The organism is Micromonospora sp. BS32 (genome assembly GCF_059089345.1).
This window is the reverse complement of record NZ_JBSSHR010000026.1, coordinates 62,179-74,576: the sequence shown is the minus strand read 5'-3', so window position 1 is coordinate 74,576 and position 12,398 is coordinate 62,179. Positions and strand designations below refer to the sequence as shown.

Below are 12,398 nucleotides of genomic sequence, written 5' to 3'. Positions count from 1 at the left end.
GCGGAACGCTTATGCGGGTCCACGCCGATGATGACCTGAGCCATCCTGTCCTCCCTCGATCCGACGGTGTTCGTCGACGGGAGGGCAGCGCTACCTTGAGCCGGGCAGTCCCCTGACTTGTCTACTGACGTCAGACGCTGGGGTCTGCAGCCCGTAGCGTCAGGGCGCCGGTTGGCACTGGCTCGCAAACCCCTTGCCGCCCCCGGGTTGGCTCATCAAGAGCGTGCCACCGCTGGCCGGCGCCCGGCCCTGGCGTGGCTCAACAGAGGCGTGCTCAAGATTCCGCAAGTCAGGCTGCCCGCCACGGCGCACCCTCCCGTCCGCCTGGTGAAAGGACCCCCGGCCGCCCATGATCACGATCGGCATCGACCCCCACAAAGCCTCCCTAACCGCCGTCGCCCTCGACACTGACGGGCAGTCCCTGGCCACCAGACGCGTCACCGTCAACGCCGCGGCATTCAAGACGCTGATCGGATGGGCGGCCCGCTGGCCGCAACGCCGCTTCGCCGTCGAAGGCGCGGCCGGACTGGGCCGTGGCATCGCCCAACTCCTCGCCGCCGCCGGCGAAGACGTCGTCGACGTGCCCGCCACCCTCGCCGCCCGCGCCCGACTGCTGGACACCGGCGGATCCCGCAAGAGCGACCCCGCCGACGCAGCCAGCGTCGCGCACGCCGCCATGCGCCACAAGCGGCTGCGCCAGGTCGTGGCCGAAGACCACCACACCCGGCTGCGGCTGCTCTCCGAACGCCGCGACGACCTGGCCACCGAACGAGTACGACTCCTCAACCGGCTGCACGTCCTGCTCCGCGACCTGATCCCCGGCGGCGCGGGGCTCGACCTCACCGCGAACAAAGCCGCCGCGCTGCTGCGAACCATCCGGCCGATCACCGCCACCGACGGCTGCCGCCGCGACCTCGCCCGTGACCTCATCGCCGACCTGCGCCGCCTGGACCGACACCTCGACACCAACCAAGCACAGACCCGTCAAACCCTCGCCGAGACTCATTGCACGGTCACCGAGATCCACGGGGTCGGGCACATCCTCGCCGGGAAAATCCTCGGCCACGTCGGCGACGCCACCCGGTTCCCGACCGCCGATCACTTCGCCAGCTACACCGGCACCGCACCCTTGGAAGCATCCAGCGGCGAACGCCGCCGCCACCGCCTCAACCCCACCGGCAACCGGCAGCTCAACACCGCCCTACACACCATCGCGATCTGCCAAGCCCGCGATCCCGGACCCGGCCGCGTCTACTACCTGCGCAAAATCAACGAAGGCAAGACACCGGCCGAAGCCCGACGAGCCCTCAAACGACGACTCACCAACGTCCTCTACCGACACCTCATCAAGGACCAACTCAAACTCGCCACCCGCATGGGTTGACACACAGAGGCGCTCTTGAGCCTCTCTCCGCCGCGGTGACCGGCGGGACGCACGCCAGATGAGAGCCACACCAACCTGCGGTGGGCAGCCGCGATGAGAGCGACCCCACCGGTCACCTCGACCAAGCCTGGCCGGGCTGCGGTCGTACCACCAGCTAACAGGTAGCCGCGATCCGCGCGCTACCGGTGTGACGCCGCGCCCGTACACAGACACCCATCGCTTCCACTCCGCCTGGCGGTGCAGTTAAGGCAGAAGTTCCCGGGTGCGGTGCACCACGGAAGCGATCATCGGTGGGGTGACCGGCACCCTGACCCGCCCGGAGACGCTGCTCGCCGGCCGGGGGTACGACCTCGCCGGCCGTTGCGGTACACCGCACGCAGCTTCCCGCTGTCCACTCCGCTGCAGCAGCAGATCGCGCCCAGCGGTACGACCGGGACAAGGACTCTCTGGACCGTGACCCGTCCTTCCTGGTGGCCCGCCGCGACCTGCGGCAGCTGACCGGCCGCAGCGCACCCCGCCCGGCCCGAGCTGTCGCCACGCGCGTCCGCCGTCGGCTACCCCGCCGCGAGCCGGCCCGCCGCCGCCGTGGCGACCATCCGCGCATACGGCTCGTCCCGGTCGGGCGAGAACATCACGGTGCCGACCAGGTCGCCGACCCGGACCACCGCGACGAGCGTCACGATCGGATCGGCGGCAAGCGTCTCACCCTCGTAGTACCACTGCTCCTCGCGGACCAGCAGCGCCTCGTCCCCGGCGAAGCCGGTGCCCACGACGGTGAACCTGCGGGGCGCCGGCCTTCCGGGCGCGGTCGACGGTGTCGCCGTGCCGGCGCAGGTGGCCAGCACGTGACGTACGTCGTCGAGCGCCCGCGGGCCCCACCCGCCCGCATACCGGTGCAGGTGTTCGTAGACGTACCCGGCCGACCCGGTGGCGTACCCGGTGAAGTCGAGGTCCGCCTGCCGGCGCAGCGACTGGTAGTCGGAGCTGCGGTAGGCCGCGCACAGATCGGCCCAGCGCCACGTGTCGCCGGAGAACGGCTCGCTGGGCAGCTGCTTCCGCCACGCACCCGGCCCGAGATCCGCTGGCCGGAGCATGAGGGTGTCCAGGTCCGCCACGCCGGGGTCGGGCCTGCCGCTGCCGTTCGGGCTCGGCGGGGCGCTCGTTGCCGGGGTCGTCGGGCTCGGCGCCACGCTCGGCGACCCGGTGCCGCTCGGCGCCACGGTCGTCCGGCTGGCGCCGGGGGTTGGCGAGCCGTCGCCCGGCCCGAGGTTCGCGGCCCAGCCGGCCCCCGCCCCCGCCCCCGCCACGGCGACGACGGCCAGGCCGGCTACGACCGCCTGGCGCTGCGAGCGCTGCCGTCCGCGACGGCGGACCGCCTCGGGGAACGCGAACGGCGCCGGCGGCTGCTGCCCCCGCAACGGCGCGAACGTGCTCTCGAATCCGTCAGACATTGTGCGCCTCCGAAGGTGTCGCCTCGAGCAGGTTGGCGAGCGCTCGCCGGCCGCGGGACAGGCGGGCCTTCACGGTGCCCTCGGGCACGCCGGTCTCCCGCGCCACCTCGGCCACCGGCAGACCGACCAGGTGGTGCAGCACCAAGGCGGTCCGCTGAGCGGGCGGCAACTGGGCGAGCGCGCCGACCAGCGCGACGCTGTCCGGGTTGGGGCCGGGCACGTCCTGCGGCGGGCCGGCCCGACGGTAGGCATGCAGCGCCGAACGGGCCCGCCGCCAGCGACTCACCGCGACGCGGCGGGCGACCGTCCGTACCCAGGCCTCCGGATCGGCGTACTCGCCGACCGTCGACCACCGCTGCCAGGCCCGGGCGTACGCCTCGTGCACCACGTCCTGCGCCTCGGCGGCGTTGCCCGTGAGGGCGTACAGGCAGTCGTAGAGCCGCTGCCTGCTACCTCGGTAGAACGCGTCAAAGCTCTCCTCGCCTGACATGCGTCCCCTCCCTCACCGCCGGGTCGTACCCCTAGTCACGCCGCACCCCCGCCGGCGGTTGCCTGCCGGGCAGTGGTTTCGCTCCGGAGCTGGCGGGGGGGTACGCAGTGTTCCGGAAGCACGGACACGGAGCTCATCCGGGTGGCGCGTCGACGGGCCGCGGCCGCGCGGTAACCGCCACGACCGCGTGGTGAAGAGCGGATGGTCAGCGGCGCAGGCGGCGGGCGCAGGGGCCGTCGTGGTCGGCGCGGAGCAGGCAGCGCCGGCCGCCGGGCATCAGCAGGTCGCAGAAGACCCGGTGGCGTACGTTCTGATCGTCCTCGACCGACACGGTGGTCTCCCCCGGGTCGGTCTGCGGCAGGACGAGCAGCCAGCGGCCGACCACCCGGGCCAGGCGCTGCGCGGCGGGCAGGTCGTTCGCGACGACCGGCAGGTGGATGACGTACCGCCGGGTCACCGCTCGTTTCCCCGGGCGTCGCGGGCGCGGGCCTGGTCGGACTGCCAGCGGCGCAGCGCGTCCTTGATGACGGCGGTCTCCCGGCGGCTGGCGGCCAGGGCCGCGTAGACGGCGGCCAGGTCGCCGGCGACGCGGTCGAGGAAGGCGTACACGTCGTCGGGCGCCAGGCCGCGGCGTCCGAGCCCGGCCAGCTTGAAGCGGCGCTCGCGCACCTGCCACGGCAGCAGACTGGTGTACGCGAAGGAGCGGTAGGTCGCTCCGCTCCCCCGGGCCGATCGCTGGTTGTGGACGCTCATCTGCCGACTGCCTCTCTCGTGGACTGGAAGGGGTGGGACCGCCCGCCCTCCCCGCGCGTGCGGGCCCACCCCGCCCTGCCACCGCAGCTCCGATCAGCGGTACGGCACCAGGGGCTTGGTAGTCATCCTGTGACGGAGCGCAGCGGAGACGCAACGTTCCACAGCAGAATTCTTGCAAGAGGCATTGACTTTCTTTATCGCTACCGGTAGCTGTTACATGGCCACTTAACGCAGTGTTGCGCGATGGAATCAGGGAGTGTTCGGGTGACCGAGGACGTCGGATCGACCGTGCCGCGGCGGCAGCTCGGGCGGCTGCTGCGGCAGTTCCGGACCGAGGCGGGCGTGACGCTGGACGCCGCCGCCGAGGCCCTCGAATACAGCCGGCAGAAGATCTGGCGGATCGAGAGCGGCCTGGGGCCGGTACGGGTGCTAGACGTCAAGGCGATGTGCGAGCTGTACCACGTGTCGGCGGAGATGACCGAGGCGATGCGGGGGCTGGCGGCCGAGACGAAGTCCAAGGGGTGGTGGCATGCCTACGGGGACGCGGTGCCGAGCTGGTTCGAGCTGTACGTGGGGTTGGAGTCCGCCGCCGCCCACCTCCGGCAGTACGAGGAGACGCTGATCCCGGGACTCCTGCAGACTCGGCAGTATGCGCTCGGGTTGGCTCGGCTCGACCGCCCCTCGCTCAGCGAGGATGAGCGCGAGCGGGCGGTCGAGGTGCGCCTGCAACGGCAAGGTCTGCTCACTCGGCGGCTTCCGGAGCCACCTCAGCTCAACGCGGTGCTCTCAGAGGCGGTCCTTCGCCGCACCGTTGGCGGCCGAGGCGTGATGGTCGGGCAGCTCAGCCGACTACTTGAGGCAGCCGAGTTGTCCAATGTCAGCGTGCGGGTGCTGCCCTTCGCCGCCGGACCGCATTCCGGCGCGGTCGCTGGCTCCTTCGTGCTCCTCGACTTCCCGGCGACGAAAGGCGGCCGGGCTGCGCCGGAGCCCTCGGTGGCCTACAGCGAGTCCCTGACCGGGGCGCTGTACCTCGACAAGCCCGACGAGTTGGCCGCCTACCGGGTCGCCTGGAAGAGCCTGGATGCGCTAGCCCTCGGTGAGTCACAATCGACCGACATGATCAAGACGATCATCGGGGAGCTTCGGCATGACTGACCTGACTGGCGCCGTCTGGCGCAAGAGCACCCGCAGCGGCGGCAACGGCGGCAACTGCGTCGAGGTCGCCACCAACCTCTCGGACATGGTCGCCGTCCGCGACTCGAAGGACCCGGCCGGTGCCACGCTCGCCTTCACGCCCTCGGCTTGGTCAAGGTTCGTCGCCGCGGCCAGCGCCCATCCCACCGACTGGCCGATGACAGTCACCACCTGACGGTTCTTGATTCGCCGCCAGATGCGGAACCTCTCCCGCCGGCATCGGCGGGCGCGCACGGAGCGCCACCGGTTGGTAACGTGACGACGGTTCGCGCCGGCGAGGCTTACCGGGAGGATCGCATGTGGACGGATGAGGCCGCGCTGGATGCGGCGGAACGCCGGCTCGGCCAATGGGAGTCCGACCTGGCCGAGCGGGCGGAGCGGGCGAAGAGCCTGTCGGCGCGGGTCCAGGCGTTGACCGGCACCGCCACCAGCGCCGACCGAGCCGTCACCGTCACCGTCGATGCCACCGGCGGGCTATTGGACCTGCGGCTCGACGAACGCGTCCGGCAGCATTCCGCCGCGCACACCGCCCGGCTGATTCTGGAAACCACCCGCGCCGCGCGGGCCGACCTGCTCCGACAGGTCACCGAGGCGACCGCGAGCACCCTGGACCGGGACGACCCGACCGGGCAGGCCATCGTCGAGTCGTACCGCAGCCGCCTGCGGCCCGACCCGGGCGAGGCCCATGCCTGACGGCATCCTGGTCGACCCCGACGACCTGACCCGGCACGCCGCGCGCCTCGAACGCAGCGCCGACAGCCTCGACACCGCCAAGCAGGCCGGCCAGCACATCCAGCTCAGCGACGGCGCGTACGGGCAGTTGTGCGTCATCGTGCCGGTGCTGCTCGACGGCCTCCAACGGACCCTCATCGCCGGCATCGGCATCGCCGCCTGGTCGGTACGTGACACCGCCGGCCGGTTGCGCACCAGCGCCGACAACTACCGGCGCACCGACGACCACGCCGAGCGGCAGCTCCGCCAGGCCGGGGACCGGCGGTGACGGCCAACCCCCTCGTGGCCACCGCGGCTGACACCGCACCCACGCCGTGGGCGGGAATGTGGATCTGCGAGGACATCGAACTCATCGCCCAGGGCATCCGCACCGGCAGTTGGATCGACGGCAGCCTCGGCGTGGTCAGCGCCGGCCTGGACGCCCTCGCCTTCGTCTCCGACCCGGTCGGCGCCCTCCTGCAGTACGGCATCGCGTGGCTCATCGAACACGTCAAACCCCTCAGCGAAGCCCTCGACTGGCTCGCCGGCGACCCGGCACAGATCACCGCCCATGCACAGACCTGGCGCAACGTCGCCGCCTCCCTGCGCGAAGAAGCGGCCGAGCTGGCCGCCGCCGTCCGCACCGACGTCGCAAGCTGGGTCGGCAGCGCCGGCCCCGCCTACCGCAACTGGGCCGCGGAGCAGCAGCAGGCCATCACCGGCCTCGCCCACGGCGCCGACATCCTCGCCGCCGCCACCGAAGGCGCCGCCGGCCTCGTCGCCGCCGTCCGGCTCCTCGTCCGCGACGCCGTCGCCGCCTGCGTCTCCCGCCTCATCGTGTACGCGGGCGAACTGGTCATCACCGGCGGGTTCGCAGGGCCGCTCGTGGTGGAACAGGTGACCACGCTGGTGGCGTCGTGGGGCGCGCGGATCGCGCGGCTGCTGCGGGGCTTGCTGGCGAGCTTGCGGCGGCTGATGCCGGAGATCCGCCGGCTCGGCGACCTCATCGAAAAGCTGAAGCAGGCTCTGGGGCGACTGCTGGCTACCGGGTCACGGGACGCACCAGGGCCATCGCCAGCAGAGAAGGGTCCACCTTCTCGAGAACACGGGCAGGGACCCGACTTCGACCCGGGCACGCAGAAGGGGCCGCTCGGAGCAGCTTTCCGCCCCGGGGTCGAGGATCCACGCGGTCTGTTCGAGCCGAAGGAACGGGCTATCGCTGATCGAGTGGCCGGGGATGGCGACATGGTGCACCCAAGAGAACGGATAGATGATCTTTACGGCATCAAAAACCCCGACGCGATGGTCAGATCCGGCCCCGAGGATCCCGGGGTGGTGACCGAGTTCAAAACACTCGATGGGTCCAGCAGCGAGGCAGTCCGCCGTAACATCTTGACCGCTGGCAAGCAGGTCGCTCAGACGGGCGGAGGCGACTTGATCATCGACGGACGCACGGCCGGACTGAGCGAGGAGGACGCGCGGAGAGGCTTCGCGCGCGCACTCGGGCAACATCGACAACATGGAAGCAGCCTGCCCGAGCAGGTTCGTATCATTCTCGGTGACAACCGAATCATCACCCTTCCCGAATAGTCACGGTGCCTTCATGTCCACCCTGGAACACATATTCATCCACACGCAGGACTCACCCGACGACGTCGCCGCCCGGATCTCTTCCGCCCTGAGCATGAAGACCTCCGTCGGCCCCGACAACGGGATCTATCTGAGCCGCCCGGCTGAGGCGGACCCAGACAAGGAGGTGGGAGGCGAGATCAGCGGCAATTATCTGGCGTATCCGTCCGAGATTCCTGAGGAGCAGTCCCTCCTCGACGCATACGAAATCCTCTGGGATTTCGGATACACCGGGCGGAAGCGCGATGTCCAGCTGAAGGAGGCCCGCCGCGCCTTCGAGCAGCTCTCGGCAGCGCGGTTGTGGCCGGCGGTGTTGGTGGCTGGCCTCGACATCCTGGTCGCGGCTTCGGACCCCGTCCTCGGGCTCACCTGGTTTCCGCCCGGCACCACGCCAGACGCGAACGACCGCAGCGCCTGGCAGGGCTATCTGGCTCAGGTACGCACGTAGAGCAAGCTGCTGTTCGCCGGCTTCCGGCCGCAACGGTGCGGGGCGTACGTCAAGCGACAGCTCGTCGCCGAGCACCCCGCCTGATTCAACCCGCGGCCCCTACGCGATTGGCGTCAGAAGCCCATGGGCGGCGCGAGAATCAGCCGATGAAACGCCGAGACGTGAGGGCTTGGCGGCGGTTAGAACGACCAAGGACCTCTTCCAGCCGTTCCGCCTCTCTCATCAGCCGCGCTCGTGAAGCGACCGGTCACGTCGCGGCCGTTGCGCAGGACGTCGGCGAGCTGGATCTGGACGTCGACCCGGACCACCTCGGTGCCCGCTCCGAAGGACGCCGGCATCCGCCGCGTACGCCACCATCGCAGCGGCACCGCCGCCTCCCGCTTCTGCCGCTTGAGGGTCGCCTCCGCCACGATGACGTCGGCGTGCCGGCCCTCGACGACCTCCACCAGCTCGGCACCCGCCCGCAGGTGCTGCCGAACGCGGCGCGCGTTACCGACTCCGAACTTCAGCAACCCGCGATAGCGGACCAGGTACAGCAGGTACGGCGTGTCCCGCAGCACGGCGAAGGACCGGTCCTCGGGCTCGGGTGGGCACTCTGGACAAGTTCGGTCGCGCAGCCGTTGCCACGACCCGCAGCGGAGGTGGACGCCCCAGGTCCCGTGCGAGGAGCTGCCCTGACGTTCGCCGTACCACGGGAGACCGTGGACGTCCCCGGCCAGGTCGGCCCAGCCGTCACGGCGGCGTCGGTCGAGTTCCTCACCGAGGGCGACAGCGGCCTGGAACTCGGCCGCGGCGCGGGCGGAGATGGCGTCAGCGGCGGCCAAGCCGGCAAACCGGCGCACCTGTTCCGCGAGTCCGGGCTCGTCCGGCAGCCGGGACAGCAGGCGCTCACCGGCCGCGAGGGCGGGGCCGGCGGATCGCTCGTCCAGGCAGACGTGACACCGGGTCCGCCAGCCCATACGGCAGGCCCGGAGGGTGCCACACATCCGGCACTGATAGAGGTCGACGCTGCCATCCGGCAGCACGCCGAGCGGTTGCATCTGGTCGGCGACCAAGGCGGCACACGGGTGGCAGTGGACGAACCATGCGATGTCCGGGCCGCGTTGCCGTGTGTTCGCCCGGCCGTGGACGGCTTCGCCGCAATTGACGCAGGCGTACTCGGTGGGCCGGCTGTTGATCGGCCCTCGCTTCGTCATTCGCCCATGTCGGCGGAGCGCCGGTTGCCAGTCCGGTGGGCGCCTGCCGCTCTTGCCTGCGGGGTGCCACGCCGGCCACCGCCCTCCCAGGACACCTGGCTGTAGTCGTCCCACCGGGCGTCAAGCTGGGCCGGCACAGCCTGCCCGTCCGGCGTGACCGTGAAATCGCAGCCGATCGCTTCCATCTGCATCCAGATCACGTTGACGATGTCGGCGTACCGCTCCGGACTCACGCCGCGGAGGCGTACCGTGATCTCTCGCATCTCGTCATTCCCTCCTGTCCTCGAGCGAGTCACGGCAGCTGTATTCCCGCACAGGCGCTACCGCCGTGCTCGCCGTGGTGCCGCATCCAGAACACGACGTCCAGGACTCGAAGCAGGCTCACCGCCGCCGGCAGGTCCGCCTTCTCGTGCAGTACGCGAAGCCGCTGCGCCAGCAGGCCGCTCTCCTCGCGGAGCTTGCCGTCCAGCCACTTCCAGAATCCGGTCCCGGTGCCGTAGGCGCAGGACACCACCTCGTCGTACACCGGCACCAGCTTCGGGCGCTTGCGAGCGAGCAGCTTGCCGGCGATGACCCACCCAATACCGTCCGCGTCGCGCAGTAACCGCCACGCGATGTCCGCGGGCCCACCCTCCACGATGAGCGGAAGGGCCTCCCCGGTGCCCAGTTCCACGTCGACGGGAATGTTCGCGAGCTCCACCGCGAGCTTCTCCCCGAGCTTTCCCTGCAGCAGGTCCAGCGCCCGACGTGGAGGCACCCGCACGCTGAGCAGCTCCACCGCGATCAGGTCGTCGGCGGTGATGGTGTTCGCTGTCTCGGGGCGGCTACCGCCGCCGCTGAGCTGTTCGAACTGTCCACCGGTGAACGCCGCGTCGCCGACCGCCAGGAAATAGCGCTGCAGGTCGGGCACTGACCGTGGGTCATCGAGCACGGCCAGCATCTCGGCGAGTGTCAAGGGGTGCTTCACGCTTCTCCTTTGGCGCTATTTGGGCTGGTCGTCGGCGGCGAATGCCAGGTAAGGGCTGGGCGTGCCGCTCCACGACGCGTACAGGGCCTCGCGAGCGCGGGTCCCGGCGACGAAGAGCAGGCAGCGCTCCCTGAGCAGGTCGTTCTCGTGCTGCACCTGGTCCACCTCCGCCGGTGTGACCTCCTTGGCGAACGGCAGCGCCCGGGCCGTCACCCCGACTATCGCGACACAGCGGAACTCCAGGCCCTTCATCGCGTGCATCGTGGCGAGCCGGATCCCGTCGACGTCGGCGCCGGGCTGATCCCGCACCCTGACGGCCGGGATCCCGGCGGCGGTCAGCTCGTCGTGCACGTCGGCGAGCGTTGTGTTGAACCGGGCGCAGACCGCGATCTCGCTCGGACCGACGCCCTGCTCCAGCCACTCCCCCACCCGCCTGACCAGCGCCGCCACCTCGGCTTGCGGCGTCGCGCACCCCTGCGCCTGTGGCCTCTTGCCGTGCAGCAGCGACCGGTAGCCGGTGAGGCTGTCCGCGCCTTCGCCGCCGAGCTCGTTGACCCGTGCCCCGACGAGCACCTGGGTCGCCCAGGACAGGATCTCCTCCGTGCTGCGGTAGTTGATGCGCAGCCGGCTGCTGCGCCCGGTGACGGTGATGCCGAGGGAGCTGAGCGACACCCGCGAGTCGTAGATCCGCTGGTGCGGGTCGCCGGTGATGAACAGGTCGTCCGGGCCGGGGGCCACTGCGGCGCGCAGCACCCGCCACTGCGCCGGGTGCAGGTCCTGCGCCTCGTCCACCACGAGGTGGTCGAACCCGTGCGCGGCCAGGTCGGCGTCCCTCAACAGGTCCGCCGCACGCGCGCAGATCTGCAGGTAAGTGGCGGCACCCGCCGCGGAGAGCTCGGCCCGGAACATCTCGACGGCGTCCCACACCTGGTCGCGCTGCCGAGGGCCGAGCGCCGATCCCCTGCCGCGCCGGCTGGCCGCGCGATAGTCCTCCCGGCCGCGTACGTCGTGGGCGAGCACCACGTGCCGGAACTCCTGGGCGAGGAACTGCTCGGTCCAGGGCAGGGCCAGTCGCCGGCACACCCGCCGCCAGACCTGCCGCTCGTCGAGGTCGCCGACCGGCGCCGGCACCCGACCGGTCAGGGCGCGCACGGTGCGGTTGGCGAAGGCGTTCACCGTCGTCACCTCCACCCGCGAGAGTTGCTTCTCGTCGTCGAGCAGCAGCGCCAGGTGCTCCCGCAGGGTCGCGGCCAGGGCGTTGGTGTACGTGGTGAGCAGCACCCGGCCGTCGGGCGTACGGGACAGCAGGTGCTTGACCCGGTGCAGCGCCGCCACTGTCTTCCCGGTGCCCGGCCCTCCGGTCACCTGGGCGGGCCCGTTGTAGGACACCCGATAGGCAACGCGTCGCTGCGACGGGTGTAGGAAGACGCGCCAGGCGGCGAACGGCTTGTCCAGGATCTCGGCCAGTTCGTCGGGCCGGGTGACCAGCGTGATGCGGCTGGTGGTGTTGGCGATCGCCACCGCCAGGCTTTCGCTGGGCTCCTTCGGGGCGTCGGCCGGCCGGCGTTCGGCGACCAGGTCGCGGTAGACCTCGTCGGGCGAGAACCCCTCGGCGAGGTACTGCAGCACTTCGAACTGGTCCTCGGGCAGCAGCGTGCCGAAGGCCTCCAGCTGCGGCTTGTCGATGATCGTGCGTACGGCCCGCAGCACCTGGTCGTCGACGCCGAGGTGCCGCAGCGCCGTATCCGAATGCTTCGCGAACAGCAACGTGGGCGCCTGCGCCGCCGCCTTCTCCAGCGTCGGTGTGAGCTGTTCGATGGCCACGGCGTTGCGAACCTCCAAGGCCCTGGTCGCCGTGTTGATGGTGTAGAGGCGCTTCGCCGCCCAGGTGTACGCGCCGTCATGGGGCACGACGTTGAGCAGGAGGAACGTGTCGCTGCCGTCGTCGGGGGCGAGGACTACCCCGCGCCAGAAGTCGTTGATCCGGATGGTCCGCATCCGCGGGTCGCGGGCGTTGTTCACCGACTCCAGGTGCAGGCCCTTGTCGGCGTGCAGCTCGGCGATGGTGAGCTGCTGGAACTTCTCCATCGCCTTGCGCACGCCGGCCCTGACCGGCTTCTCCAGGACGTCGAAGCTCTGCCAGAAGCTGTTGGCGAAGGCGAGCTGGGGCACGAG

General features: G+C 70.8%; 15 protein-coding genes. 7 read left to right on the top strand and 8 right to left on the bottom strand.

From position 1 onward, the window contains the following. Positions 1–349: 349 nt before the first annotated feature. Positions 350–1,384, top strand: coding sequence for an IS110 family RNA-guided transposase (locus AC5RWQ_RS27450; protein WP_494285528.1), 1,035 nt, complete (start codon positions 350–352; stop codon positions 1,382–1,384). Between the two features lie 554 nt (positions 1,385–1,938). Here AC5RWQ_RS27450 and AC5RWQ_RS27445 read toward each other — a convergent pair. The 4 genes from AC5RWQ_RS27445 to AC5RWQ_RS27430 form a co-directional block, all read right to left on the bottom strand. Next, on the bottom strand, positions 1,939–2,835 hold the full coding sequence (locus AC5RWQ_RS27445) for a hypothetical protein (protein WP_494285527.1): 897 nt from the start codon (positions 2,833–2,835) through the stop codon (positions 1,939–1,941). Then, positions 2,828–3,325 (bottom strand): SigE family RNA polymerase sigma factor, encoded by a 498-nt coding sequence (locus AC5RWQ_RS27440; protein ID WP_494285526.1) that lies wholly within the window; start codon positions 3,323–3,325, stop codon positions 2,828–2,830. Before AC5RWQ_RS27440 ends, AC5RWQ_RS27445 begins: the two co-directional genes overlap by 8 nt. Positions 3,326–3,530: 205 nt before the next feature. Further along, entirely contained in the window at positions 3,531–3,782 is a 252-nt protein-coding gene (locus tag AC5RWQ_RS27435; protein WP_494285525.1) for a hypothetical protein, read from the bottom strand. Then, positions 3,779–4,078, bottom strand: coding sequence for a DivIVA domain-containing protein (locus AC5RWQ_RS27430; protein WP_494285524.1), 300 nt, complete (start codon positions 4,076–4,078; stop codon positions 3,779–3,781). The genes AC5RWQ_RS27435 and AC5RWQ_RS27430 overlap by 4 nt, the downstream gene beginning before the upstream one ends. Positions 4,079–4,342: 264 nt before the next feature. Between AC5RWQ_RS27430 and AC5RWQ_RS27425 the strand changes: the two genes are divergently transcribed. From AC5RWQ_RS27425 to AC5RWQ_RS27400, 6 genes are all read left to right on the top strand, one after another. Continuing rightward, complete coding sequence (locus AC5RWQ_RS27425; RefSeq protein ID WP_494285523.1) at positions 4,343–5,233, top strand: helix-turn-helix domain-containing protein; 891 nt, start codon at positions 4,343–4,345, stop codon at positions 5,231–5,233. Further along, positions 5,226–5,447, top strand: coding sequence for a DUF397 domain-containing protein (locus tag AC5RWQ_RS27420; protein ID WP_494285522.1), 222 nt, complete (start codon positions 5,226–5,228; stop codon positions 5,445–5,447). Before AC5RWQ_RS27425 ends, AC5RWQ_RS27420 begins: the two co-directional genes overlap by 8 nt. Before the next feature lie 122 nt (positions 5,448–5,569). Continuing rightward, positions 5,570–5,965, top strand: a complete 396-nt coding sequence (locus AC5RWQ_RS27415; RefSeq protein ID WP_494285521.1) for a YbaB/EbfC family nucleoid-associated protein — start codon at positions 5,570–5,572, stop codon at positions 5,963–5,965. Then, a complete protein-coding gene (locus AC5RWQ_RS27410) occupies positions 5,958–6,272 on the top strand; it encodes a type VII secretion target (RefSeq protein ID WP_494285520.1) in 315 nt (104 codons plus the stop codon). The genes AC5RWQ_RS27415 and AC5RWQ_RS27410 overlap by 8 nt, the downstream gene beginning before the upstream one ends. After that, complete coding sequence (locus AC5RWQ_RS27405) at positions 6,269–7,573, top strand: WXG100-like domain-containing protein (RefSeq protein ID WP_494285519.1); 1,305 nt, start codon at positions 6,269–6,271, stop codon at positions 7,571–7,573. The genes AC5RWQ_RS27410 and AC5RWQ_RS27405 overlap by 4 nt, the downstream gene beginning before the upstream one ends. A gap of 13 nt (positions 7,574–7,586) precedes the next feature. Continuing rightward, the gene (locus AC5RWQ_RS27400) at positions 7,587–8,060 is read left to right on the top strand and encodes a hypothetical protein (protein ID WP_494285518.1); all 474 of its coding nucleotides are present in this window, start codon (positions 7,587–7,589) and stop codon (positions 8,058–8,060) included. A 179-nt stretch (positions 8,061–8,239) separates the two neighbouring features. Here the strand turns inward: AC5RWQ_RS27400 and AC5RWQ_RS27395 are convergent, their stop codons facing one another. The 4 genes from AC5RWQ_RS27395 to AC5RWQ_RS27380 all read right to left on the bottom strand — a co-directional run bounded on the left by AC5RWQ_RS27395 (position 8,240) and on the right by AC5RWQ_RS27380 (position 12,395). After that, entirely contained in the window at positions 8,240–9,046 is an 807-nt protein-coding gene (locus AC5RWQ_RS27395) for a hypothetical protein (RefSeq protein ID WP_494285517.1), read from the bottom strand. Between the two features lie 206 nt (positions 9,047–9,252). After that, a complete protein-coding gene (locus tag AC5RWQ_RS27390) occupies positions 9,253–9,519 on the bottom strand; it encodes a hypothetical protein (RefSeq protein ID WP_494285516.1) in 267 nt (88 codons plus the stop codon). Between the two features lie 29 nt (positions 9,520–9,548). Further along, on the bottom strand, positions 9,549–10,196 hold the full coding sequence (locus tag AC5RWQ_RS27385) for a DUF6308 family protein (RefSeq protein WP_494285515.1): 648 nt from the start codon (positions 10,194–10,196) through the stop codon (positions 9,549–9,551). 42 nt (positions 10,197–10,238) lie between these two features. After that, positions 10,239–12,395 (bottom strand): UvrD-helicase domain-containing protein, encoded by a 2,157-nt coding sequence (locus tag AC5RWQ_RS27380; RefSeq protein ID WP_494285514.1) that lies wholly within the window; start codon positions 12,393–12,395, stop codon positions 10,239–10,241. Positions 12,396–12,398 lie beyond the last annotated feature (3 nt).

What these genes read in the sequence shown, in the direction of transcription:
- AC5RWQ_RS27450 (WP_494285528.1), top strand. Translation starts at nt 350, where the DNA reads ATGATCACGATCGGCATCGACCCCCACAAAGCCTCCCTAACCGCCGTC.
- AC5RWQ_RS27445 (WP_494285527.1), bottom strand. Translation starts at nt 2,835, where the DNA reads ATGTCTGACGGATTCGAGAGCACGTTCGCGCCGTTGCGGGGGCAGCAG.
- AC5RWQ_RS27440 (WP_494285526.1), bottom strand. Translation starts at nt 3,325, where the DNA reads ATGTCAGGCGAGGAGAGCTTTGACGCGTTCTACCGAGGTAGCAGGCAG.
- AC5RWQ_RS27430 (WP_494285524.1), bottom strand. Translation starts at nt 4,078, where the DNA reads ATGAGCGTCCACAACCAGCGATCGGCCCGGGGGAGCGGAGCGACCTAC.
- AC5RWQ_RS27420 (WP_494285522.1), top strand. Translation starts at nt 5,226, where the DNA reads ATGACTGACCTGACTGGCGCCGTCTGGCGCAAGAGCACCCGCAGCGGC.
- AC5RWQ_RS27415 (WP_494285521.1), top strand. Translation starts at nt 5,570, where the DNA reads ATGTGGACGGATGAGGCCGCGCTGGATGCGGCGGAACGCCGGCTCGGC.
- AC5RWQ_RS27410 (WP_494285520.1), top strand. Translation starts at nt 5,958, where the DNA reads ATGCCTGACGGCATCCTGGTCGACCCCGACGACCTGACCCGGCACGCC.
- AC5RWQ_RS27400 (WP_494285518.1), top strand. Translation starts at nt 7,587, where the DNA reads ATGTCCACCCTGGAACACATATTCATCCACACGCAGGACTCACCCGAC.
- AC5RWQ_RS27395 (WP_494285517.1), bottom strand. Translation starts at nt 9,046, where the DNA reads ATGTGTGGCACCCTCCGGGCCTGCCGTATGGGCTGGCGGACCCGGTGT.
- AC5RWQ_RS27390 (WP_494285516.1), bottom strand. Translation starts at nt 9,519, where the DNA reads ATGCGAGAGATCACGGTACGCCTCCGCGGCGTGAGTCCGGAGCGGTAC.
- AC5RWQ_RS27385 (WP_494285515.1), bottom strand. Translation starts at nt 10,196, where the DNA reads ATGCTGGCCGTGCTCGATGACCCACGGTCAGTGCCCGACCTGCAGCGC.